At 38.8% G+C, this 24,338-nt stretch carries 24 protein-coding genes, 2 tRNA genes, 2 rRNA genes and 1 pseudogene; 14 read left to right on the forward strand and 15 right to left on the reverse strand.

Annotation, left to right across the window (positions count from 1 at the left end; genetic code table 11):
• Window positions 1–235: 235 nt before the first annotated feature.
• Window positions 236–1,678 (reverse strand): PLP-dependent aminotransferase family protein, encoded by a 1,443-nt coding sequence (locus QL995_RS11895; protein WP_010554843.1) that lies wholly within the window; start codon window positions 1,676–1,678, stop codon window positions 236–238.
• A gap of 102 nt (window positions 1,679–1,780) precedes the next feature.
• On the opposite strand from QL995_RS11895, the gene QL995_RS11900 reads away from it, so the two are divergent.
• On the forward strand, window positions 1,781–2,710 hold the full coding sequence (locus QL995_RS11900; protein ID WP_007579798.1) for an EamA family transporter: 930 nt from the start codon (window positions 1,781–1,783) through the stop codon (window positions 2,708–2,710).
• Between the two features lie 37 nt (window positions 2,711–2,747).
• Here QL995_RS11900 and QL995_RS11905 read toward each other — a convergent pair whose 3' ends face one another.
• The gene (locus QL995_RS11905) at window positions 2,748–3,617 is read right to left on the reverse strand and encodes a YegS/Rv2252/BmrU family lipid kinase (RefSeq protein WP_290294245.1); all 870 of its coding nucleotides are present in this window, start codon (window positions 3,615–3,617) and stop codon (window positions 2,748–2,750) included.
• 327 nt (window positions 3,618–3,944) lie between these two features.
• Between QL995_RS11905 and QL995_RS11910 the strand changes: the two genes are divergently transcribed.
• The 4 genes from QL995_RS11910 to QL995_RS11925 all read left to right on the forward strand — a co-directional run bounded on the left by QL995_RS11910 (window position 3,945) and on the right by QL995_RS11925 (window position 5,520).
• Window positions 3,945–4,085 (forward strand): hypothetical protein, encoded by a 141-nt coding sequence (locus tag QL995_RS11910; protein WP_010554841.1) that lies wholly within the window; start codon window positions 3,945–3,947, stop codon window positions 4,083–4,085.
• A gap of 219 nt (window positions 4,086–4,304) precedes the next feature.
• Window positions 4,305–4,395 (forward strand) — tRNA-Ser (locus QL995_RS11915).
• A gap of 52 nt (window positions 4,396–4,447) precedes the next feature.
• Window positions 4,448–4,540 (forward strand) — tRNA-Ser (locus QL995_RS11920).
• Between the two features lie 491 nt (window positions 4,541–5,031).
• Window positions 5,032–5,520, forward strand: coding sequence for a DUF4124 domain-containing protein (locus tag QL995_RS11925; RefSeq protein WP_007579794.1), 489 nt, complete (start codon window positions 5,032–5,034; stop codon window positions 5,518–5,520).
• On the opposite strand, the gene QL995_RS11930 is transcribed toward QL995_RS11925, so the two are convergent.
• A complete protein-coding gene (locus QL995_RS11930) occupies window positions 5,504–6,628 on the reverse strand; it encodes an aminotransferase class V-fold PLP-dependent enzyme (protein ID WP_290294249.1) in 1,125 nt (374 codons plus the stop codon). The genes QL995_RS11925 and QL995_RS11930 overlap by 17 nt on opposite strands.
• Before the next feature lies 1 nt (window position 6,629).
• The gene (locus QL995_RS11935; RefSeq protein ID WP_290294250.1) at window positions 6,630–7,799 is read right to left on the reverse strand and encodes a monodechloroaminopyrrolnitrin synthase PrnB family protein; all 1,170 of its coding nucleotides are present in this window, start codon (window positions 7,797–7,799) and stop codon (window positions 6,630–6,632) included.
• A gap of 136 nt (window positions 7,800–7,935) precedes the next feature.
• On the opposite strand from QL995_RS11935, the gene QL995_RS11940 reads away from it, so the two are divergent.
• From QL995_RS11940 to QL995_RS11955, 4 genes are all read left to right on the forward strand, one after another.
• Window positions 7,936–8,391 (forward strand): Lrp/AsnC family transcriptional regulator, encoded by a 456-nt coding sequence (locus QL995_RS11940; protein ID WP_007579788.1) that lies wholly within the window; start codon window positions 7,936–7,938, stop codon window positions 8,389–8,391.
• 72 nt (window positions 8,392–8,463) lie between these two features.
• Window positions 8,464–11,184, forward strand: a complete 2,721-nt coding sequence (locus tag QL995_RS11945) for an ATP-binding protein (RefSeq protein ID WP_290294251.1) — start codon at window positions 8,464–8,466, stop codon at window positions 11,182–11,184.
• On the forward strand, window positions 11,174–12,562 hold the full coding sequence (locus QL995_RS11950) for an alpha/beta fold hydrolase (RefSeq protein WP_010554836.1): 1,389 nt from the start codon (window positions 11,174–11,176) through the stop codon (window positions 12,560–12,562). The genes QL995_RS11945 and QL995_RS11950 overlap by 11 nt, the downstream gene beginning before the upstream one ends.
• Before the next feature lie 6 nt (window positions 12,563–12,568).
• Entirely contained in the window at window positions 12,569–13,708 is a 1,140-nt protein-coding gene (locus QL995_RS11955) for a GNAT family N-acetyltransferase (protein WP_010554835.1), read from the forward strand.
• Here QL995_RS11955 and QL995_RS11960 read toward each other — a convergent pair.
• Window positions 13,685–14,275 (reverse strand): DUF938 domain-containing protein, encoded by a 591-nt coding sequence (locus QL995_RS11960; protein ID WP_010554834.1) that lies wholly within the window; start codon window positions 14,273–14,275, stop codon window positions 13,685–13,687. The two genes, QL995_RS11955 and QL995_RS11960, sit on opposite strands and share 24 nt — an antisense overlap.
• A 200-nt stretch (window positions 14,276–14,475) precedes the next feature.
• Here QL995_RS11960 and QL995_RS11965 point away from each other — a divergent pair, with 200 nt between their 5' ends.
• From QL995_RS11965 to QL995_RS11985, 5 genes are all read left to right on the forward strand, one after another.
• Window positions 14,476–14,661: a hypothetical protein gene (locus tag QL995_RS11965; RefSeq protein WP_010554833.1), complete on the forward strand. Its 186-nt coding sequence runs from the start codon at window positions 14,476–14,478 to the stop codon at window positions 14,659–14,661.
• Window positions 14,662–14,762: 101 nt separating this feature from the next.
• Window positions 14,763–15,128, forward strand: coding sequence for a hypothetical protein (locus QL995_RS11970; RefSeq protein ID WP_231609258.1), 366 nt, complete (start codon window positions 14,763–14,765; stop codon window positions 15,126–15,128).
• A gap of 11 nt (window positions 15,129–15,139) precedes the next feature.
• Entirely contained in the window at window positions 15,140–16,516 is a 1,377-nt protein-coding gene (locus tag QL995_RS11975; RefSeq protein WP_010554832.1) for a class II fumarate hydratase, read from the forward strand.
• 110 nt (window positions 16,517–16,626) lie between these two features.
• Window positions 16,627–17,160 (forward strand): hypothetical protein, encoded by a 534-nt coding sequence (locus tag QL995_RS11980; protein WP_290294253.1) that lies wholly within the window; start codon window positions 16,627–16,629, stop codon window positions 17,158–17,160.
• A gap of 10 nt (window positions 17,161–17,170) precedes the next feature.
• Window positions 17,171–17,572 carry a hypothetical protein gene (locus QL995_RS11985; protein WP_024589501.1) on the forward strand — a complete coding sequence of 134 codons (402 nt, stop codon included), beginning with the start codon at window positions 17,171–17,173 and terminating at the stop codon, window positions 17,570–17,572.
• A gap of 29 nt (window positions 17,573–17,601) precedes the next feature.
• Here QL995_RS11985 and QL995_RS11990 read toward each other — a convergent pair.
• The 10 genes and pseudogenes from QL995_RS11990 to QL995_RS12035 all read right to left on the reverse strand — a co-directional run.
• Window positions 17,602–17,786 (reverse strand): annotated as a pseudogene (locus QL995_RS11990) (hypothetical protein).
• A 15-nt stretch (window positions 17,787–17,801) separates the two neighbouring features.
• Complete coding sequence (locus QL995_RS11995; RefSeq protein WP_010554828.1) at window positions 17,802–18,128, reverse strand: hypothetical protein; 327 nt, start codon at window positions 18,126–18,128, stop codon at window positions 17,802–17,804.
• Entirely contained in the window at window positions 18,125–18,763 is a 639-nt protein-coding gene (locus QL995_RS12000; protein ID WP_010554827.1) for a hypothetical protein, read from the reverse strand. The genes QL995_RS11995 and QL995_RS12000 overlap by 4 nt, the downstream gene beginning before the upstream one ends.
• Window positions 18,764–18,837: 74 nt before the next feature.
• Window positions 18,838–19,530: a PspA/IM30 family protein gene (locus QL995_RS12005; protein ID WP_004335088.1), complete on the reverse strand. Its 693-nt coding sequence runs from the start codon at window positions 19,528–19,530 to the stop codon at window positions 18,838–18,840.
• A 24-nt stretch (window positions 19,531–19,554) separates the two neighbouring features.
• Window positions 19,555–19,968 carry a DUF2170 family protein gene (locus QL995_RS12010; protein WP_004335098.1) on the reverse strand — a complete coding sequence of 138 codons (414 nt, stop codon included), beginning with the start codon at window positions 19,966–19,968 and terminating at the stop codon, window positions 19,555–19,557.
• A gap of 79 nt (window positions 19,969–20,047) precedes the next feature.
• Window positions 20,048–21,769: a polyamine aminopropyltransferase gene (locus QL995_RS12015; RefSeq protein ID WP_010554826.1), complete on the reverse strand. Its 1,722-nt coding sequence runs from the start codon at window positions 21,767–21,769 to the stop codon at window positions 20,048–20,050.
• Window positions 21,770–21,772: 3 nt separating this feature from the next.
• Window positions 21,773–22,672 carry a DUF350 domain-containing protein gene (locus QL995_RS12020; RefSeq protein ID WP_024589503.1) on the reverse strand — a complete coding sequence of 300 codons (900 nt, stop codon included), beginning with the start codon at window positions 22,670–22,672 and terminating at the stop codon, window positions 21,773–21,775.
• 26 nt (window positions 22,673–22,698) lie between these two features.
• Window positions 22,699–23,631 carry a hypothetical protein gene (locus QL995_RS12025; RefSeq protein ID WP_007579759.1) on the reverse strand — a complete coding sequence of 311 codons (933 nt, stop codon included), beginning with the start codon at window positions 23,629–23,631 and terminating at the stop codon, window positions 22,699–22,701.
• A 341-nt stretch (window positions 23,632–23,972) separates the two neighbouring features.
• Window positions 23,973–24,087 (reverse strand): 5S ribosomal RNA (gene rrf / locus QL995_RS12030).
• A 146-nt stretch (window positions 24,088–24,233) separates the two neighbouring features.
• Window positions 24,234–24,338, reverse strand: a 23S ribosomal RNA gene (locus tag QL995_RS12035); the annotation flags it as partial.

Consider the following 24,338-nt stretch of genomic DNA (forward strand, 5'->3'; position numbering starts at 1 on the left):
AGCAAACGTTATTTAACATCCCTTTGGCAGCACTTAAGTTTACTTAAATGCTGCTTTTTTGTGTTTCCCAAACTTATACCAACCTGCATAAATCTTTGATCAATTTAACGAATTAAATTGCACTATAACTTCGTTAAAAATTTTTTATTTAGAACAACTAGATACAAAAACTTTTGCCTAGTTCTAGCGTAATTTTCTTAACGTTAAATAGACCCCATATATAAGCAGATTGGTATTACTTTTTAGCTAATAAAGTGAGCTTGCCCAATGTAACTATTGCTTGCTCTATCTGCTCGCTCCACGGCACACCATAACTTAACCTTACGCAGCTTTTATACTTATTAGAGGCTGAAAAAATAAGCCCAGGGGTAATACTAATACCAACCTCAAGAGCAAGTAAAAATAATTTTTGACTATCGTATTCGCCTCCTAAATCTAGCCACATTACACAGCCTCCTTTTGGATCGCTTATACGTGTATTTTTTGGCATAGCTTGTTGTAAACACCATCGCATACGCTCTTTGTTATCGCGCAGGCGCTGCCTGAGTACCTTTAAGTTACGGTCGTACTCGCCGCTGGCAATAAATTCTGATAACGCCCATTGGTTTATTAACGAAGCGGAGCAACTTAGTGCTCGTTTATATCGCCGCGCTTGTGTTGCAAATTTACCGGCAACGACCCAACCCACACGATAGCTAGGCGCTGCGGTTTTAGAAAAAGATGAGCAACTGATCACTAATCCTTTTTTAGAGTACGCTAAAGCAGGTGTGCCTCGTTTTGCCGTAAAATATAAATCGCCGTATACGTCATCTTCAATAAGCACTACGTCGTGGCTTTCGAGTAACTCCACCAGCTGCTGCCTGTTTGTATCTGGCATAAAGCTGCCTACAGGGTTGCTAATTGCTGTCGAGAATAAACACGCTTTTATGTCATGCTCATTCAAAGCGCGCTCCAAATCACTTAACCAAATGCCATTATCTGGGCACAGTGGTATTTCGAGCGCTTTAAGCCCTAAGCTTTCTATTAGCTCTATAATCCCGTGATAACAAGGTGTCTCAATAGCCACTACATCGCCTGGCTTTGTCACGCACTTAAGCGCAATAGCCATGGCCTCTTGCGCACCATTGGTGATCACAAGCTCGTCCATATCAATGCCAATACCAAAATCTAAATAGCGATGCACTAATTGCTTTTTCAGCGGTACAAACCCATCTGTTGGGCCATAGTTTATGGCTTTACTGCCCGCAATTGTCATTACGCGGCGCATGTTTCTGGCGAGTGCTTTATCGGTAGGTGCTGCGGCAATTGGGTTAGCGATACCAAAAGGGACTACGTTCGCTTGATGAATCGCGCTGTACACCTGCTCTATTAAGGCTTGTTTATTTACCACAACAGGTTCGCGACTTAATTTAACTCGCTTAGGTAAATTGTGCGCCATGCTAACGACTTTTAAAAAATATCCTGATTTTTCACGCGCCTCTACTAACCCTTGATCTTCAAGTGACTGGTAAGCCTGTTTTACAGTGGGGATACTTATGCTTAAGTTATCTGCCATTTTACGCAGTGATGGAAGTTTTTCGCCGGGGAGTAAAACTTGTTGAGCGCTCATATCTCTAATCAACTGAATAACTTGCTGATATAAAAACTCATGCCCTTGGCTATTTTTTTGTCTTATCATCACACACCAAATCTGTATAGGTTACATTTTTACTTTTCTGTATATGGTAAGTATACAGATAGGTCTTAAAATAGCCATTCAATCGGGCTTTGGAGACTAACCATGAAAAGTGCAGCGCTATACATTACAACTGTTTTAATTTGGGGCTCAACTTGGTTAGCCATAGAGTTTCAGTTAGGTGATATTGCGGTAGAGTTATCGTTATTTTATCGCTTTGCTATTGCAGCGCTTTTAATGTGGTTATATGTAGCGTACAAAAAACCCGACATGCGATTTAAGTTACTGGATCATGGCTTTTTTGTTTTATTAGCCATTTGTAATTTTGGATTAAATTATTTAATGCTTTACTGGGCACAAAATCACCTTACCTCAGCCATGACCTCTATTGCCTTTTCAATGCTGCTGGTTATGAACATAGTCAATACTCGGTTATTTTTTGGTAAGCCAATCTCAAAACGAATTTATACAGGTGCTGTACTCGCTGTATTAGGTATTACGTGTCTGTTTTGGCCACAGTTACAGCAGTTCGACTTGAGTAATGGTGCATTGGTCGGGTTACTACTTGCCCTTGGTGGCACCTTTGTGGCTTCATTAGGAAATATGGTAAGCGTTCGTAATTCTCGTAAACAAATTGGTGTATTGCAAGGCAATGCATGGGGTATGTTATACAGCGCTATAGGCTTGGCTTTATATGTATTAATGAACGATGTGCAATTTAGTTTAAACGCTCCACCAAGTTACTGGTTATCACTACTTTATCTATCAATATTTGGCACTGTAATCGCTTTTGGTTGCTACTTTGCTCTACTTAGAAATATAGGCCCTGAAAAAGCCAGCTACGTTATTGTTTTATTCCCACTAGTGGCAGTAACACTGAGTAGCTTTTTTGAAGGCTTTGAATGGCACGCAAATACCTTTGCAGGATTTAGCCTAGTGCTATTAGGTAACGCCATTGTGCTTACCCCAACAAAACGAATTAACGCCTTTTTAGCTAATAGAGCAATGGCTAAAAGTGGCTCCGTCCCCAGTTAGACGCGTTATTAACGCAACTAACGTAAAAGCGCCTACCCTACTGTAGGCGCTTTTTTATTGGCATATGAAAAAGTAAAGCCTGCCCATGTACACTAATAACGGCAGGAGTTTTACCTACCAGTTCACCATCTGCTTCAATCAATAACCCTTCAGTTTTTATGGAAGCTGTATTTAAGCGACTGTAGTTAAGGTTTTTTATATGCTGATGGCGCTTAAAAAATAACTTCATAAAGCTTATTACATTATAAAAAAGCCCACCCGATCGCATTTGATAACACTCAAGCAGTCCATCAGTTAAATCTGCTTTTGGCGCTATTTCTAGACCACCACCAAAGTACTTATGATTAGCAAATACGGTAATTAAATTTTTATACTGCCTAACATCGTTATTAAACGTACCTTGTAACTGCTGAGCTTGATAATAAAATAGCTCCTTAATGCTCGTCCAACTGTAATCAAAAGATGAAAAACTAGCTTTAGCCTCAATTGCTTTAACTACATGGGCATCAAACCCTACCCCTGCAATATTAATAAAATAGCGGCTATTAATTTTTCCTATATCAATTGCTGTTGGTGTATTAAATAATGCCTTTCGCCAATCATCTTCTTTGCAGCCAAATCCCCTAGAGAAATCGTTACCTGTACCGCAAGGCAATAATGCTAACGTACAGCTACTCCCTATTAACGCATTAACCGCCAAGCTCAATGTACCGTCTCCGCCAAGTACAACTACTTTGGTAAATTTACTCAGTAGCAACCTTATTTGAGCGCAGTCATCGTTAAAGTTTCCCGTTGTAGTAAACATACAATAAGAAAAACTGCGTTTTTTACAAATGCTTTTAAGCCACATTAGTGATTTTTCATTCTGTTTTTTTGTACTTGGTTTAATAATTATTAGTAGTGACAAGCTTTTGTTTCCAACAATGTATTTAAGAACGAATAAAAAAGAGTTTAATTGAATTTTTTTAATCTGAATAACTAGTCAAAAAAGGTTGTGTAAAATGCATATAAATAAATAAAAAAACACACAAACACCAGCATTGGCGAGATTAAAGCCGATTTTATTTTAACTATTTATGCAAAAACCATAATAAAAAATACTGAACCGCACGTTAATAAAATCAATAAAGATTAGTTTAACTAATCCGTCAGGCTCAATTTTTATCGTTGTCTTTTTAATCAAACAACGTGCAAAATGCACGCGATTTCAACATATACAACCCGGAGCAAAATAATGAAACCAATTAACACATTAAATCAAACAGCAGCAGCTCAAGTAGCAGTTAAACCAACTAACCGTAAAGCAAGAATGTTAGCTAGACTTAACACTATTGGTAAAAGACTAGCACTTAGCGGCGCAGCTCAATATAAATAATCACCCAACCATGATTATTTTTCGGTGCAGCGAACACTCAACCACTAAATGAAGTCACTTATTTAGCTCCCCCTTGTTTGCTGCAACCTATTTATTTTATTAAAAATTGCCTTAATTTCCCCTTATTTACAAAAAAAACCTCATTTACGTACGTTTTTTAGGCAAACAGTCATTTTGCTATTTACACAGCGGTATCACCTAAGTATTATTCTGCGTCACGGAGAGATGGCAGAGTGGTCGAATGCACCGGTCTTGAAAACCGGCATGGGTTTATAGCCCATCTAGGGTTCAAATCCCTATCTCTCCACCATATTTTAATTGGTGGCTTTTTTTACTTCCATCAATACAAACGGTTATGCGTTGGAGAGGTGTCCGAGTGGCCGAAGGAGCTCCCCTGCTAAGGGAGTATAGAGTTTGTAGCTCTATCGAGGGTTCGAATCCCTCCCTCTCCACCATACTTAATTTAAACCACTTGATTGTGGTTTTTTTGTGCCTAAAATTTAACACCGATACTAAATTGGGAGGGTGAGAACCCTCGACAGGGTTCGACAAAATGTCTGGAACATTTTGGGCCGCTGCAAGCGTCGCGCAGCGATTGATTACATGGATGCAAGCAAGTCTATCCCTCCCTCTGGACCATACTTAATTTAAACCACTTGATTGTGGTTTTTTTGTGCCTAAAATTTAACACCAATACTAAATTGGGAGGGTGAGAACCCTCGACAGGGTTCGACAAAATGTCTGGAACATTTTGGGCCGCTGCAAGCGTCGCGTAGCGATTGATTATATGGATGTAAGCAAATCTATCCCTCCCTCTGGACCATACTTAATTTAAACCACTTAATTGTGGTTTTTTTGTACCTAAAAATTATAAAAACTAAACAAATTGTGCCTAGTAATAACTTAGGGCATTATTAACATAACTTTAGCCACTTTAGGTTTAGCTATGATCCGGTTCATATTGCTATCAGTTTGCGCGGCAGCACCATTTTTTACCTTGGCACAAAGTACAACAGTGTATAAGTGTGTAATTAAGGGCGTTCCTACCTTTAGCCAAACGCCTTGCGCTAAAGATGCACAAGTTATTACTCTTAAAGATATAAACGTAATTGAAGCATACAAAAGCTCTACGCCCGGTAAAGGTATTACCGACACCTCTGTGGATGACTACTTAGAAGTTCAACAAATAGAACGAGAAATAAAGCGCCTTGAGCTATCTATTGCACAAAGCCAAAAAGAATACGCAGCTAAAAAACAGCAGATAGATTACATGACTCAAGATAAAGCCAATCGTTTAGGCGCTTCGTCTATTGCTGATGCTATCGCAACTAAAACAAATTCGTTAAAGCAAGCTTACGACGCATCAATTAATCAAACGCAGCAAAAAATAGAGTCATTAAAACAAAGAAAACAGCAGCTTAGCCAAAACCCTTAAGCGCTCGTTTTACTATCGAAATAAACTGCGCAACGTCTTCTTGAGTATTATAAATATGTGGCGATACTCGTATCCCAAATTTACGGGCATCTACACTGACTTTCGCTTTATTAAGCTCTGTAAGTACATGGTCTTGCTCCTTGTTAAAAAACAAAATAACAGTCCCGCTGCATTTATCACTACTCATAGGTGATGCAACATATTTGCCTAGTTGCTCATGAATAAGCGTAAGCATAGCTAAATTATGATTCCTTACCTTGTGAGCAGTTAGCTCTGCAAAGTAAGCAATGCTATTTGCGGCAATAATATAAGGCGCTACAGAGGGAGTGCCCCCCCAAAATTTGAGCGCACTGGCGTTATATTCAAAGTGGTTTATATTGAACTCAAATGGATTTTGATGCGAAAACCAACCCACATCTTTAGGCTCACAATACTCTATTTGATTTTTGTTAACCCATAAATAAGCTGCACCTGGGCCACCACATAACCATTTAACGCTCGAGCCAATCATAAAGTCCGCATCGAGTATGCTTAAATCAAGCGGTATAACACCCGCTGACTGAGCAACATCAACTATTGATAAACTATTGGTTAATTTACTTATAGCTACAATATCGTATACAGGCGCCTGTACACCTGTATTTGAATACACATGACTTATAAAAACTAAATCGATGTCGGCGGTTATATAACGCTGCCAAACACTAATATCAGTTAGGTTTTCGTGCTCTGGTATAAACATAATTTGTGCGCACTCTGGTAATGCTTTTTGCATTGCAAAACCCATGCTCGGAAAATCACTTTGCGCCATAAGCACTTTACAATTTTTTTGCTGTAGCCGTGGATGCGACATAAGCAACTTTGTTAAGCCACTTGATAAATTAACCTGAGGACAAAACTGCGAACTAGGCGCATTAAATAACTTACCAAGCGCGGTAGTAAATTGCTCAACTGCGGGCAGCCATTGTTGCCAAGGTTCTTTATTTGAGCTCTCCCATGGTAAAAAATAATGCTGAGCTAAATATTGCTGTGTATTTTTAAGAGGACGCCCTACCGAGTGGTTTAATAAATAACAGCCATCGGCCATACAAAAATCATTTTTAAGCATGCTATTTAACCCATTCTTTAAGTGTATTTAGATCATCAAAACGTGTTTTTATATCGTCGCGTTTTGCGCTGGCTCGCCTATCTCTTAATTTTTCGAGCGAATCAAGCAACACATGAAGCGGCGGACCACTTGCTGTTACCTTGCTCATATGCTGCTGTTGCATATTTTTTGAAGGCTGAGCAATAAACTTTTCAACCAGTTGATTATGATGACCGACTGCGGTGTCACCATGTAATTTACACACTTGGATAAATAACTTTGCGTGGCTTTTAAACCAATCTGTATTTTTATATTGCTCTGCTTGTAAAAAGTCATCCATAAAGCTTTGCATACGCATGGCTTCTCGCAGGATTTGCTGATCCTCTGGCATCATATATAAAAACTTATCCACCAGCATTTGCGAGTAACTTGGCTCATTTGCGCTACAAAGCCCTAGTAACATATCAATCACGTTAATACCTGCAAAGTCACCAGCATTTGCACCTCTGTAAACCTCTTTACCTACACGGTACGGTTTATAATAAGGGCGAACGCAGTTAAAAAAGCGATCTGTATCGAGCTCAGAATAAAGTGCATTGTTTGACTCAATTACATCTATAAGTGCTTGTTTGGCTACTTTTAATAACTCACCACATAAAGGATGCGAAATCCCCAGTGGTAATATTTTTAATAATGCATCACTTGCCCGTTTGTAGGCCAAAATGCCTTGAGTGTTATAATCAAGAAACAGCTTTTCATCAGGTAAATTAGTAAATCGTTTATAAATACCGTTAAGTGATTTGTTATGAGTAGTTAAATGGGCGGTAGCAAAACGAGGGGTTACGCCAATGGATGCGCCTATATGCATAGCAAGCGCTGAGGCTTCTATTAGTGGGGAAGTAGTTTCTCTGCTTGGCTCAGTAATTTCATGGCGCCTACACGCCGCCATAAACAATCCTACGTTACCGAGTAAGTCAAAAGCGCTATCAAAGCCTTGATCTGTGTTTCCCTCGGCTAATAAATTGCTAATTAATGCGTTGCCTTTTTTTTCTAATTGTTGCTTCAAGGCCTCACCTATTCCTTCTACATTTGCTTTATCGGTTTGCTGCCAATAAAGCTGCTCTAATTCACTATTTAAAGTGACAAACTCTGTTCGTATCCAGTGATCAAAAATAGCGGTATGTGTGTTCATTGTTGTGCTCTATTATTTTTATAGTTAAATGCTAACAGAGTTCAATGAGGGTAAAACGCCAAAAAAATTAGTAAAAATTGCAATACTTAGCAATAATCACTACAAATATAAAAATAATTAATAAAAGCCGACAACTATGTTAGATAAAAAAGACCAGCAATTACTCATTGCACTGCAAAGCCAAGCTCGTATGTCTGTTTCAGATTTGGCCAGCAGTATTAACCTATCGGATACACCTTGTTTAAGGCGTATAAAAAAGTTAGAGCAAGAAAACATTATTACCGGCTACCACGCCGCCATAAATCCCAAAGCACTTAATCTTAATGTGTTGGTATATGCGTTCGTACGATTAAGCCAAAACTCGGTAAGTGCTGCAGAGCAATTTGAGCAACATGTAGAAAAATTACCACATGTATTAGAGTGTTGTGTAATATCAGGAAGCTATGATTATTTATTAAAAATCATTGCACATGATCTTGAGAGCTACGAAACATTTGTAAAACATCAACTAGGTAGTTTAAGTTGTATTGCAAATATAGAATCAACAGTCGTGTTAAAGCAGTCATTTAGCAAAAAACAGTTACCATTATAAAAGTAACCAAAATAACTTACTGTTAGCTATACTGATATTTCAAAACGATAATAATAATTGCTTGGACCTTATGTGAAAAATTTTAACTCTAAAAATCATTCCATTATTTTTTACATCATGTTTGCTTTAGCATATTTTTTAGTCGGCATAGCACTCACTAAACTTGCTTTTAACTCGCAAATAATTCCAATTTGGTTACCTGCCGGCATAGCTCTAGTCGGTTGTTATATTTGGTGGTGGCGCTTTATCCCGCCTTTATTTGTAGCTGCAATTGCCTTTAACCTTAATATTTTTGACAGTTCAGCTCATGAGCTAGTCCTGGTCGGCAACTCATTCAACGAGGCAATGTATATCGCCTTTGGTGTTGTTATACAGGCAATGGTCGGCGCAGCTCTTTTAAAGTATTGGCTTGGTCACCCGCTGCGCTTTAAAAAGCGCAAGAATATAATTTACTTTATTTTAGTCATAGCCATATTGGTCAGCTTAATTTCAGCTAACTTTGGCGTATTCGCACTGAGTCAATTTAACTCGATTTACAGTATTGATAATCATTGGAATAATGTTATTTACTGGTGGCTTGGCGATACATTAGGGGTATTAATTGCAACTCCGTTTTTACTTTCTTTATTACCACAAAAGTCTAATCAACATACTATATCTGCATTTCCGACAATTGCAGTATGCTCAGTTTTATTTTTATCAGTCGCGGTAACAACACAATTATACGATCAGGAAAATCGTATAAGCACTATTAAAATTGCCGAACGTGAAGTCCACGTTATAGAAAACAGCCTTTATAGATATACAAATCGTAGTATTATTGCAGTGCAGAGCTTAGCAAGTCAGGTCCAATCATCCCCCATGCTGAGCCAGCAAGATTTTTATTCTTATGCTAGTCAGTTACTAACTCAATACGAGTTTATTAACGCTTTATCGTGGAATGCAAAAATACCTCAAGATCAACGCGAAGTCTTTGCTCAAGAAATATCAAACATTTACCATTTAGATATTGATATAGTTGGCGAACCTCTTGAAATTAACGATCCCCTTGTTATAGTAAAATACATAGCTCCTTTTAATGGTAATCAAAAAGCGATTGGCTTTAATGTATTTTCAAACCCTGATCGAAAAAACTCTCTGCTTAACCCCGCTATAAAGTACATGCCAGTCGGAACTAAAATAATTCAGTTGGTGCAAACCAAACAACCTAAACCAGCCTATTTATTATTTGCCCCTGTGTACTCCCAATATAACGATGAAAAAACAATTAAAGGCTATGCCACTGGTATATTTTTAGTGCGTAGTATTATTGAGCAGGCCATTTCTAAAGAACAGTCTGATATGTTTTCGATTGGTATATACGAAGATACAAACACACCGCCGTTTTATAGTAATTACTCTCAGGATGTTCAGCAAGCCAAAGGCAGCCGTTTAATGTCGTTTGACGTGGACTTTGCAGGGCAAAAATGGATTGTAAAACTAGCCCTTAAAGAAAGCTTTTTAACACAACATAATAGCCAACTAACTCTATTATTGCTCATACTCCAAGTTGCCGTATGTTCTTTAATTTTAATGGTTTTACTGCTGTTTAATCAGCAACAAATTGCACTTACACGTCAAGTTGCTGAGCGTACACACTCACTCGCACAAGCAAAGCAGCAGTCTGATTTAGCTAATCAGGCTAAAAGCCAATTTTTAGCGAATATGAGCCACGAAATACGTACACCATTAAACGCCGTTATTGGCTTTTCTTCACTTGCTCGAGAAACAGACAGTGCAAGTACACTCATTGGCTATTTAGATAAAATAAACTCATCATCTAAAAGTTTATTAAACTTAATTAATGACATTCTTGATATATCAAAAATAGAATCCCAAAAGTTAGTTATTGAATCTATTGCATTCGACTTAGGTGCTTTAATAACACGCATAGACAATATGTTTGAACAAAGCGCAGTTAACAAAGGTATTAACTGGCAAGTTAACTCAAAGCTACCTTTAAATACCTGGTTTATCGGTGATCCTATGCGAATTGAGCAGGTATTACTTAATTTATGTAGTAACGCGATTAAATTTACAAGCCAAGGCAGCGTTGCTTTAAACATAGAAACAGAGTTTACTGCCGCCAATAAAGTACAGCTTGTTATAAACGTTAGTGATACCGGAATAGGTATAAAACCAAGCCAGCATAAAAAATTATTTAACGCATTTACCCAAGCTGATAGTTCTACCTCAAGGCAGTTTGGCGGTACAGGACTTGGCTTAACAATAGCAAAAGAGCTAAGCCAATTAATGGGGGGAGAAATAGCCCTTAAAAGTGAAGTAGATAAAGGCTCTACTTTTACATTTTCAATGCGATTAGAAACAACAGAGCCTAAAAAAGAACATGTTATTACATTTGATAATACTAATATTACTTCGCTAGACATTTTGGTCGCAGAGGATAACCCAGTAAATCAAATGGTTATTAAAGCGATGCTTGGCTCGTTAGGGATTGTGCCGTATATGGTAGAAAACGGTGAGTTGGCGGTCGATATAGTGAAAAAGCAGCATTTTGACTTAGTGCTTATGGATTGCCAAATGCCTGTAATGGATGGCTATAGAGCAACGGCACTGATCCGCCAGTTTAAAACCGAACAAGAACTCCCTATTATTGCCTTAACTGCCGACGTAATGCCAGAGGATAAAGCACATGCACAAGCAGTTGGATTTAATCAACATCTTGCAAAACCGCTTGAACTCATTAAGCTAACCGAGTGTCTTGTCCAATATGCAGAAGTTAATGAACAATAGTGGTTTAGTTTTAAGAATAGTTTTAAGAATATTTTTTGGTTTTGTTTTAAGTCTTTTTTCTCATACAGCTGTCGCTCAAAACTGTATATCGCAGGCGAGCGACTTTAAATTTATAACAAAAAGTAAGCAACAAGGCTTATTACGCTTTGAAAATGAGCACAACCACCAGCGCTTTAATTACCACGCCCTTTTGCCATTTAACGATTACTTAGATTTTGCATATAAACATATAAATAAAGCCAATCCACGTGCAAATATGCCATGCCCTGCTATTACACAAACGTATCAGCAATTAGTAACACAAGGTACGCGAAAACCTGACCCTACTATTGCAGATATTATTGCCCCTTTTGAGCTTACGCATCCAAACCGCAATAAAGTTGCGCTATTAATCCACGGACTAACTGACTCCCCCTTTACGTATCACGATTTAGCACAAGTGTATTACCAGCAAGGCTATACTGTGCGTACTATTTTATTACCAGGACATGGAAGCGCCGCAAGTGCTTTACTCAATGTAGACGTTAGCCAATGGCAACAAGCAATAAAATACGGTATTGAACGCTCGGTGCAAGACTTTGATGAGGTGATACTCGCAGGTTACTCTACCGGTGCAGCGTTACTTATTGATTACGCAACCAAACACACTGTATCCCCTAAAATTAAAGCGCTTATGCTTTATTCGCCAGGCTCCGAGCCACATAATAAGTACGGCTGGATAGCAAAGTGGATTGATGCCATACCCTTTGTTAATTGGATTGATAAAGACGCCGACGTAGACTTTGCTAAGTATGAATCATTTCCTTTAAATGCAGCTGCCGCTTCGTACGATGCAATGTCACTTGCAAGCATAAGTAGCTTGAACAAACGCCCTGCACTTAAATTACCTATTTTTAGTGTACTTAGCGATATTGATACCACGATAGATACGCGTGCCACGCTAAAGTTATTGAGTGCATTACACAAAGGTAATTCAATCAAATATAAGCCACTCGATACTTTAGTACTTTATGGAAGTACTGATATTTTACCGCCAGACTTTGCTAGTGACTACACAGTAAATAATCCGCAATGCACAACACCTCAATGTAAAAAGGTTCATGGTATGTCGCATATTGCTGTTGTTAACTCACCGCAAAATCCACATTATGGAATTAACGCAACTTATCGCAATTGTGGCAGCTTTATTAACGACGAGTCCCTATATAAAACATGTAAAACAACTAAAAACCCACAACTAGGAGAGCGTACAAGCGCCAACTTAAAACACTATCCGGCTTTACAGCGCTTAACTTATAATCCTCATTTTACCGAGCTTAAAATGCAAATTAGTACGTTTATTAAAAACGTAGAACAGCTTAGAACAACTACAAGGTAAGTAGTCATGGGAACGTTTTCGCACCAATGGTTTAGCAGTATTAATGAGATTGATCAGGCGCAGTGGCAACGTTTATTTGGTGATGAACCATTTACTCAACATGCTTTTTTATATGCCCTTGAACAAAGCCAATGCGTAACACAAAAAAGTGGTTGGCAGCCCCATCACCTCGCTATTTTTGAAAGTGATACGCTCGTTGCACTTGCACCTGGGTATTTAAAAAGTCATTCATACGGCGAGTATGTATTTGACTGGGCCTGGGCTGAGGCATACGAAAAACACGATTTAGAATATTATCCCAAGTGGCTATCTGGCATTCCTTTTAGCCCTATTGAAGGCAAGCGCATTGCTATCGAGCACGCTAATCCAAATGCGGTATATCAATACATTACAGAGCAACTTAGCTTACACAGTGCTCAGCAAGGATGGTCGGGATGGCATGTTAATTTTTGCGACCAAGCCCAAGCCACCTCATTAACTGAGCAACACGCCATGTTAAGAGTGGGTGTGCAATTTCAGTGGTTTAATAAAGGTTATGAATCCTTTGACGACTTTTTGCAGATGCTTAGCTCACGAAAACGTAAGTCACTTAAAAAAGAGCGAGCTAAAATAGCGCAACAGAACATTGATATTGAATGGCTGCAAGGAACGCAAATTACGCCCGAGATAATGCAATTGTTTTGTGAGTTTTATCAGCGTACCTACTTAAAGCGCTCTGGTCATTTGGGCTATTTAAATATGGAGTTTTTTACGCTTTTACATGCCTTAATGGCTAATACTCTCGTTATTATGCTGGCCAAAAGAGACGATAACGTGATTGCTGCAACACTTAGTTTAGTAGGTAAAAATACGCTTTATGGGCGCTACTGGGGAGCAAGTGAGGAAGTAGATTCGCTGCACTTTGAATTGTGTTATTACCAAGGTATTGAGTTTGCAATAAAGCATAAACTCAACTGTTTTCATTCGGGTGCACAAGGTGAGCACAAAATAGCACGCGGATTTGAACCCGTACTTACCTACTCTGCTCACCATATTGTTGATGGCGACTTTAGTAATGCAATAAGCGACTACTTAAAGCGTGAACGCGGCCATATTGATATATATAAAGAGCAATGTAGCTCATTACTGCCGTTTAAAAACGAGTAACTGATTATTTGCAGGCATGGCTGTATCGCTAATAAGCGTAAGCCCTGCTTGCTTAGCTAGTTGTTCAACTGCTTCAAAATCTCTTATTCCACTTAACGGATCGCGCTCTGTTAAAAAGGCACTAAAGTCATCATTACTTGGGCTGGTAAATTCACCTTGGTATTTGAATGGCCCATAAATACACAACATACCGTCGCTATTTAAGTGGCGTTTAACACCGTCAAAAAAACGCTCAACTAATTGCCAACTTACAATATGAAATGTGTTTGCAGTATAAATAGCGTCAACTTTATCTATTGGCCACTCATTATTTAAATCAAGCTCAAGTGGTGCATGTAAATTAGTTGAATTAGCTTCGCGGTGCCATAAATTAATCCCTTCGTGGTTTATAGCGCGATCACTTGTATGCCATTGTAAATGTGGTAATTGCTCTGCAAAAAAAACACTATGCTGGCCGGTTCCTGAGCCAACTTCGAGTACTGTTTTAGTATTTTTTAATACGTCCTTTAATTGCTCTAAAATAGGGGTTTTATTGTTTTCACAGGCTTGTGAAAATGGCTTTGTCATTACTGTGCACCAAAATTGTAGATTAATGCACAACAGTAAAGCAAATTTAGCTTATTTTGTCGTGATGAAAAAAAGATAATTTTTAAACACTATAACTATCATATGGTTGAGTTAATTTATTACGATTGGTACGTAATATGCTTTTATATAACTAACCCACTAAAGGGTTTAACTTATATTAAATTTCAAAGGATAAAATTATGCATATACCCCCTTATACCGCTGTAGACGCAGCTATTGCTATAACCGAAAAAACCACCGACGATCATAGTTACGCCGTTGATATGAGAGCTACAGTAATCGATTTACTTTCGCACCCTAAACATAATCAACAGGCGATGACCAAACATGAAACAGATCAGATATTTATTCTTGGCTACAATTAAAACTCAAATTAGTATCGCAAATAATTTTTATAATAACTGTTTACACTGAAACCGATTAAATGTAATGATAATTATTATCGTTAACTTGAGTCGGTTTTTTTATGTCTTCAAATTATGCCCAGCATCGTTACCATCAAGAACTCTCTTGCCATTGCTTAAGACCTGGCCTGCATGCACCCATGCTCGTTGCCGATTACATAGAAACCGCCCTTAACGTCGCCAAAAAATTTGAGCAACAACGTAATCCCTTGCTTCAAGAGTTTTATCTTAGACGCACACACCATGAAATTATGAACAAAATGTGCGACCCTCTTATACATAATGCTATTCGTAAACAATGTTTAGAGCAGCTATACAAACCTTTATTAGCACTAAAACGGTTTTATAAAGTGCATAACAATACTGCACAATTTTTAATACTTGAGCGTGAAGCTCGTATTCTTAGTCACGAATTCAACCCTTTTTAAGGAGCACACTTATGAGCAACTTTAGAACAGAATCAGACAGCATGGGCGAGCTAAAAGTACCTACTGATGCGCTCTATCAAGCGCAAACACAGCGAGCGGTTAATAACTTTGCCATTAGTGGCTTACCAATGCCAAAGCAATTTATAACTGCACTGGCTTATATAAAACAAGCCGCTGCACAAAGTAACTGTGAGCTAGGCCATTTAAGCAAAGCTAAAGCCGATGCAATTGAGCAAGCTTGCCAAAGTATTATTGATGGTGAACATGTTGAGCATTTTCCCGTTGATATTTTTCAAACAGGTTCTGGCACAAGCTCAAATATGAATGCCAATGAAGTTATTGCAACGCTTGCTAGCCGGATAGGCAATGAAAGCATTCACCCTAATGATGATGTAAACATGGGGCAAAGCTCTAACGATGTAGTCCCTACTGCTATCGCACTCAGTAGCGCAATAAATGTAGTGTACGAATTACTTCCTTCGCTTGAAAATTTATCGCAAAGTCTGGAAAAGAAAAAAGCTGAAGTAGGCCATATAGTTAAAACGGGCCGTACGCATTTAATGGATGCAATGCCTGTAACGTTTGATCAAACACTCAGTGCATGGCAGTCACAAGTTAATCATGCCGCAGCAGGAATTAGACATAGCTTAGAGCGTGTATGCGAGCTTGCACAAGGCGGTACAGCTGTTGGAACAGGAATAAATGCAGACCCTAAGTTTGCAGCCAAATTTGCAGAAAATCTGAGTGCCAATGTAGGCATTAGATTTACGCCTAGTAGTAACTTTTTTTATAATATAGGTTCACAAGACGCCATCGTCGCGCTTTCGGGGCAATTAAAAGTACTCGCTGTAGCACAAATGAAAATAGCGAATGACCTACGCTGGATGAATTCAGGACCACTTGCGGGCTTAGGTGAAATAGAGCTTGAAGCACTTCAACCGGGCTCATCTATTATGCCAGGTAAGGTAAACCCAGTAATACCAGAAGCCGCAGCCATGGTAAGCGCACAAGTTATTGGCAACGACGCCACGATTACCGTAGCAGGCCAAGCGGGTAATTTTGAGCTAAACGTTATGCTGCCAGTCATTGCGTATAATATTTTACAAAGCATAGAATTACTTGCCAATAGCGCGCAGGCATTGGGCGATAAAGCCATTGCCAGCTTTAAGGTAAATCAGCCTAATATAGATAAAGCGCTCGCTAAAAATCCAATTTTAGTGACGGCACTTAATCCGGTGATCGGTTATGAAAAAGCAGCAAAAATAGCAAAGCAGGCTTATAAAGAAGCCCGCCCTATTATTGATGTAGCCGAACAAGAAACTGATTTACCACGCAGTGAACTCGAAAAACTACTTAACCCCACCAAACTAACGCAGGGTGGACTTTAACAAAACGGTATTTTTCACGGCTTTAATTACTTGATAATATAGTTTTTATTGCCGTAAAAAATGCACCGTGTATGATAGTGATGAATATTTCATCACTATCAAGGTTTGTTATGCGTACCCCATTGTTAGCCATACTTTTACCACTGTGTTTAACTGCATGCTTAGATAAAGCACCCACTGAAACGCAGCAAGTAACAATCACCTCAGAAGCTGAAGCACCAAAGCAAGAGCTACAAAAGCTAAAAGAAAACACTCAATTACAAGAAAATACTAAAAAAAACGTAGTTGCTGAAAAAATACCAAAAGCTGATTTAAAAAACGTTTCAATAGACGATATAAAAACAGCTAAAACCGAATTAAATACGCTAATTACAGATAAGCAATGTGATACCAGCACTCAATGTAGAGTAAATGCAGTAGGTAGTCGCGCATGTGGCGGACCAAGCAGCTTTGTTGTGTACTCAACAAACGCAGCATCTGAGGAACAAGTAGCTGTCCTTAGCGACAAAATTACTAAGCTTGAAAGTAGTTATAATTCACAAAAAGGGATGATGAGCATTTGTCAGCATTTAACAACGCCAAGCACGCAGTGTGTTGAAAATAAATGTGTTAAACTTGAAGGCTCAGCGGTAAGTGCATTTTAAGGATAACGTTATGAGTTGTTTACCATCGGCAATTAAACTATCAATTTTAAGCATTGCTAGCAGCATTTTATTACTAAGTGGTTGTGCTAGTACTGTGACGTCAAATGAGCAAAGTAAAAACTTATCTGACTTAAACTATGATCTGAATAACATGGTGAGTAATAACAGCTGCACTGCAAGCTTTCAGTGCAAAGTACTTGAAGTGGGCGCCCGCGCATGCGGCGGACCGAGTAAATATGCTGTTTATTCAACGCTAAACACATCTCAAGAAGAAGCAGAACAGCTTGCTCAACAAATAACAAAACAAGAAAACATACAAAATAAAGCACAAGGCTTAACTGATTGTTCTCCTGTACTTGAAGTGCAATCGCTGTGTATTAACCACCAATGCCAGTCGTTTGATATAAAATAAAAACGGCCGCGTATAAGCTAATTTCAGCGTTAACTTAAATACGGAATTAACGCTGAAATTACTACCACCAGTACCACGCAAACACCCGCTTTAATAATGTATTTCATGGGCATTGTTTTAAGCACCCAATACGCATAAATAAAGCGTACAAAATAACTCGCCGCAGTACCAAACAACGCAAAATAATTAAGTAAGCAATTAAAATAATATTCATAAAAACCTAATTAAATTATTTCACTTTTTTATTTTTAGTGTGAGCTATTAATAAATCAGCTACTTGTTGCTTTACGGCTCGCTTATCATCGCTTTGTACATCAAAGCGACTGGCTAGTTGCGCTATTTCATCATCATTTAAGTTAAACGATAAACGTTGACGCGTTTTTTTAGACTTTACGTCTAAGCCAAGTATTTTTCGGATCATATCTGACGGCGTTAGCTCTTGATCAATTGCCTGCTTTTTTATCAGCTTTTGAACTTCGCTGCTTAGATCGAATGCCATTTGTGTGGCACGTACAGCTTGTTCCTGACGTAACCACTTATCTTTAGCATCACTCACTTAGCATCTCCGGGAAACAAGTCTACAATGTCTGACATTGGACGCATGAGCGTTAGCGATACTTCGGTTTCGCCGCCATCCCAAATTTCGATATTTAAACCAAAGCCTTCATTATCTGACGCTAAGCAAATCATTTCACATGGCTCGCCACCTTCTTGCTCATAACGAGGTAATGCTTGGTTGCGGTAGTCTTTATTATGGAAATAACACACATAAGGCGACTCGCTTTGTTGATAGCTTTTAGCTAAAAACTGCATAAAGCGCTCTGGTGTATTTTGCACTGTAATGTGGGTTAACGACTCTTCATCAAAAATACGCGCAAACTCATCAAGGCTAAATATTTCTTCAACTTCGTTTCGCTGAATTTTAATAGAAAAGTTAGCCCACTCTTCGCCGTCATCTTGCTCAATTTGTAAAAATACAACTTGGCCGCTATTTGTCTCAAGTACAAATTCAGTATCACTACTGTGCTGATATTGGTAAGTCTGAATATCAGTAACACGTAACGTTTCACCCTTTAACCATGCAGGATAGGCAAATGAGTCAATAACGCTAAACATGTCGCCTTTTTTAAGATCGCTCGGATGATTAAGTTGACGTTCTGGCTCTTTTTTAGATTTGAAAAAATTAAACATAGGAAGGCTGCCTTCTAAGCAAAAAAGGTAACTGAGAAAAACTCGGTTACCTTTTTAAAGTATAAACGTAATGGTTAGCTATTTTGTTTCGCTTTGATGCGAGCTAAAATATCAGCGCTTTTTGGACTTGTGTCGCCAATGCCTGCTTCAGCCATTTTTGCTTTTAAGTCATCGCCATTTACGTCTGACTCAAGTTGCTTTGCAGCACCAAGCTGGTCACTTCGATCTTGTTGGCGCTGTTTAATGCGTTCAAGCGATTGACGAGCCGATGTCATAGACGAGCTGTTTGTATTAAGCGTGCTATTAACAGCCATTGTTGCTTGCTGTACGCTTTCAGTGGTTTTAACCATTGTAAGCTGACGCTGATTTTCTTTAATCGATTTTTCAGCATCTTTAACTTGCTGCTTAAGCGCAACAATGTGATTGCTAAAGCCAGACAATACTTGCTCGTTTTCCGCTTTTTCAGCTTCAAAGTCACCAATTTTTTCTGCAATTTCTAATGCTAACGCTTCGTTGCCCTTTTCAAGAGCTTGGCCTGCATACGCTTCATGTTCAGCGATTGATGCATCTACAGCGCTAATTTTACGCTTAGTTTGCATTTCTTTGGCCATTACTTCAGTAAGGCTTTTTTTAGCACGGTGAAGTGCATTTTGCGCGTCTGCAATTTCTTGCTCAAAAATACGGATGCCATTTTTGTCTACAATTGCTTCGCCTGCTTCACGAGCGCCGCCACGTACTGCTGTAAATAATTTTTTTAAAATACTCATAATCTTAACTCCACTAACTAGCTATTAATCGTTTAAATACAAGGTCACGGCTTCTAGTGCATCGATAGCGTTATCGGCTAATGTCACTAGTTCGTGGGTAACGTCATCCAATGATGAATTTACCGACAGTGCACCAAAAATCGCGTATTTGTTATCGATTTTAGCAAATGCACTCAGTGGAATTGGCACGTTTAAACGTAGTAATGTTTCGTTTAACTCGTTGCGTAATTCACTCTTAACTTCATCTTCGTCAAACAAGTAGCTAATACATAACAACTGCTCTTGCGTTTGTGTAACAAAAATTGGAAGTTCATCATTTCCATCAACAATGACTTGTAAAACATCTTGCTCGCCTGGGTTGGCAATCAAGAAAGACTCAAAGTTAGCGCCTTCAGTTTCAAAAGAAGCTAATTTTATTGAAAGTTCATTTAATTCCATGTCTCTGCCTTTTGTCGTTTGACATATTATGTCTGAGTTAAGATTCTCATGGCCGACATATTATGTCAACCATGTTTTATTAGTTTTTATACAATTCGCTTTCTATTTGCCATGCAGTTCGGTAGTAATCATACAACTGACCAGACCCTAACCTATTGACCTCAATACTTTTAACTTGTTCAAAGTAGTGGTTAGGAAATACAAAACTTGCCAATAAATATTCTTTACTAATCCACCTTGATGGCACAGGCATAGCCGTCGTATCATTAATACGACCACTGGCCGACTGCCCCATTTTAGTCGCTATAGTCCAGCCCCACTGCCCAAAAGAAGGTATGTTTTGCTGATACTGCTCAACATACTCAAATCCAGCCGCTTTAACTGTTTTTGCAATGCTTAAAAACGCTTTTTTAGCGTGATAAGGTGAGGTTGATTGAACCGCCATTGCGCCATCCGGTGCTAATAACTGCCGTACATGATTATAAAAGTAGTCACTGTACATTTTATTTAGATCAGGATGATTAGGGTCAGGTAAATCAATTAAAATGGTGTCGAACTGCTTAGATTGGTCAAGTAGCTTTTCAACTTCTAAAAATGCATCACCCACAATTATGTTGGCTCGCGAGTCATGCATCGATTTATTGTTTAGTTGTAGTAATCGCTTATTGATGTGCTCTGGCGGCGTAAAGTCACCGTCTTTATGACCAAATAAATTGAGTAGTTGCGCGTCTAAATCTATTAGCGTTACTTCACTTACAGGCCACTTTAAAACATCTCTAAGTGCAAGCCCGTCACCACCACCAATTATTAATACACGGTCGTGTCTGTTAGAGGCAAGCATTGCAGGGTAAACCAGCATTGAGTGATATATTTGCTCATCAATACTTGAGAACTGTAAACGCCCATTTAAATATAAATCGGTAATTGGCTGAGGTTGGTTTTTGCTTAATCTTTCGGTTAAAACTACGTGTTGGTATTTAGTTGCTTGCGAATAAATTACTTTATCTTTGTATAAAACATTACTTAGATTGTTCATCCAGCTACTGCCAAATACTAAAATAAAGCCAAATAATGCCAGTAATACTATATGGCAAACTAAAAGTGCCTTAGCAAAGCGCACATGGGTATGGTAGCGCCATAAAAACGCGAGTCCTGCGATGATATTAAATAACGCCGTCCACGCTGCAGCTTGCATTATAGGCATTGAGAGCATGATACTTACCCAAATGGCTGCACCAATACCAGCACCAATATAATCGGCACCATAAATAGTCCCTGCGTTGTTTTCTAAAAAACGGCCATAAACGTGCTGACGAATGCGCGCTATAAGCGGTATTTCCATACCAATAAATAAGCCCAGTATTAAACCAAAAACATAAGGTAGAAAACGTGACCACTCTTGTAGCTTTTGAAATACGTAACCATTAAGTACAACATCAGGGGGTAAATTAAAAATGCTCGAAAATAAATGAGGAAGAGAATAACTAACTGCTATTACACCCGCTATCGCTAAAATGCAGCCCATGCCAACCAAAGCAATAATGCTTTCTAACCAAGCAAAAGCGGTAAATGCATCTTTAAACCAACGCGCTAAAAAAGCGCCTAAGCCCATTGCTACAATCATAGTACCAATCATGGCGTAAATAGCGCTCTCTACTGAGCCAAGTACACGGCCCGCATAATGAGACAGTAAGTATTCATAAATAAGGCCGCACCCAGCAAGCACGGCCATAACAGTAATAAGTAGTATATCGTGCCCAAGTAAGCGAGACTTACTTGGGGGAGTGTTGGTTGATGACACTGATTATGCGCCTAGTAATGTTGCCATAGTGATACCTACAGCAAATGATACTGCTGCAGAAATAGTAGCTACACCTACATTTTTTTGACGATTAACTTCATCGGAAATATCGCAACCAGATAAAATTATTTTAATTGTCACTAAGTGCAAAATAATAAATGCAACAAGGCTCACTACTGCGCTAATAGCCCAGTATAGTAAACTCGCATTAATATTATCAGCCGCGTAAGGTGCAACACCCGTTGCTGCTGTAATAGCTAATGCACTACCTACTAAAAATCCAGCGTAACGAATACCCACAGCTAAGTTACCATCAACAATTGCTTGTTGTAGGCAGTCGCCACTTTTATTTGTACGTTTAAATAACTGCACTCGGTACTGGCTAACAAGTAGTAATACAACACTACCTATAATAAAGGCGGCAATTACAATTGGAAGACCATGCCAGCCGTCAGTAGCCACCCATAAAAGAGCTGAGCGAATAACGATAGCAACACTGACAACATGACCAAAATCAATTATTGAAGCCGTAACGTTACCTTTAACGATTTCGTCGTGCAGGCTTACTTTACGAAGAGCTACTTTATCTTGAAAAAAGTGACCCAACTTAATCAGTACAATTGCTAATGCGCCATAAGCTAACATTTGTAGTGCTTCTTGTTGCAGTGTTGCAGCAAAAGCTCCGCTACTTACACCCGTTAATACAATCGCCAGTGCCACTAAGCCAGCGGCAAAGCTAATACCAAAAGCAAAGTTATCACGCTCTGTTATTTCATCATTTGCATGTAAGTTTGAAACCCAGCCTTTTATATATTTAAGGCTTACAAATAATAAAACAATAATTGCAAAATCAATCGCCAGCGCTTGCAGTGACCACATAGTTATTCCATTAAATTCATACATATTATTCTAACTCCAACTTTATTCTTTTACTTACCACGGCTCACGCCACGAGAGGTTCTGCTACCGCTATCACGCACCGATCCTGAGCTATTGCTATAACTGCTCGAACGAGAATAACTACTGCGGCTTTTTGCTGGCGTATAACTACTACGGCTTAAACCTGATGCACCTGTTTTTTTACTCGCATAAGGGCTTGTAAACTGCTTACCTTGGCGTTGGTATGTTTGGCGCGTGCGTGTTTCTAAAGCGCTTTGGGTTTTAATTTGTTTAGGGCTTGAATAACGCGAGCGGCCATAGTCATTGTAATAGCTATACTTTCGGCGCTTACTCCAGCTTCCATATTCAACACGATCAAATACATCACCTAAAATACGGTACATTCCGTACCATTGCCAAAAGCTAATACCGTTACTATTTGATTGCCAGTTACCATAGTTAGGGTTACCTACCATTTGGTTACCAACACCCTCACCTTCAGCTTGCTTACTAATTGCGCCTACACGCGCTAAAGTGCCTTTCGACATATCAGCTAGCATATTGATAGGATCGGTTAACGCATCAGAAAATAGCGTAGGTTTAGATGCATCACGCAACAAATCAATGCTATGTAACGTATCTTCGTAAGGAGGAATTAAGTAAGTTCCTTTAATATCTTTAAGTCGCTGTGTTAAGCCACTATAAAGTGCGCCTTGGCGCGTTGCATCAAGGGTAATTACATCAACAACTTTTGTAAGCTCTGGTTGTTGTTTTTTAAGAAGCTCGCCATATTCTTTAAGTAACACAGCATTACGTACACTTCCATTATCGAGTGCAGTACCAAGCTGAGACAGCTCCGTATCTACCTTTTTAATAGACTCTTGAATTGTTTGTTGCAGCTGCTCTTCTTTCGATTGACAACCCATAAGCACTGCGAACAAACAAAACAGGCTTATAAGTTTCCAAGCTTTAATATTCGACATTCATGTCACCTGATTTACTAAATTAACTCAGGTAGTTTTACACAGGTCACTTATTAAACCAAGAATGAAATTGCAACAAAATGAGAAGAAACGTGGGACTCTGTAATCAGGGTCTGATTTATTGAGAATTTAGTGAAAATATTAAGCTATATCGTAAGGTTAGAATTGAAGTTTAAGCGTTATAAGGGGGTACTTACAGTGATTTTAGCGTCAGGAATCGCTGCGCTCGCCCGACCTACGTGATGCGTGTTGATGTGAGTGCGCATTAATTGCACGTATTTTACTTTTCTGCAGACGTAAAAAAGCCCGAATCGTTATATTCGGGCTTTCTACAATTTGAAGCCTGGTAATGTCCTACTTTCACATAGCAAATGCTACACTATCATCGGCGCTGTTTCGTTTCACTACTGAGTTCGGCATGGAATCAGGTGGGTCCAAAACGCTATTGTCACCAAGCAAATTTGGGCGTTAATCCGTATCGCTACGCACTAACTGAATTTGGAAAATATCTGATAATATTTTTTAAGTCTTTCTTAAGTAATATCTACTTTAGTTATATTAACTTCTGTCTAAACTGTCGCATAAAACGCGTTTGGCGTTGTATGGTTAAGCCTCACGGGTAATTAGTACAAGTTAGCTTAATGGCTCACACCACTTCCACATCTTGCCTATCAACGTTGTAGTCTTCAACGGCCCTTCAGAGACTT

The sequence above is a fragment of the Pseudoalteromonas sp. APC 3358 genome (assembly GCF_030408075.1).
GTDB classification, from domain to species: domain Bacteria; phylum Pseudomonadota; class Gammaproteobacteria; order Enterobacterales; family Alteromonadaceae; genus Pseudoalteromonas; species Pseudoalteromonas arctica.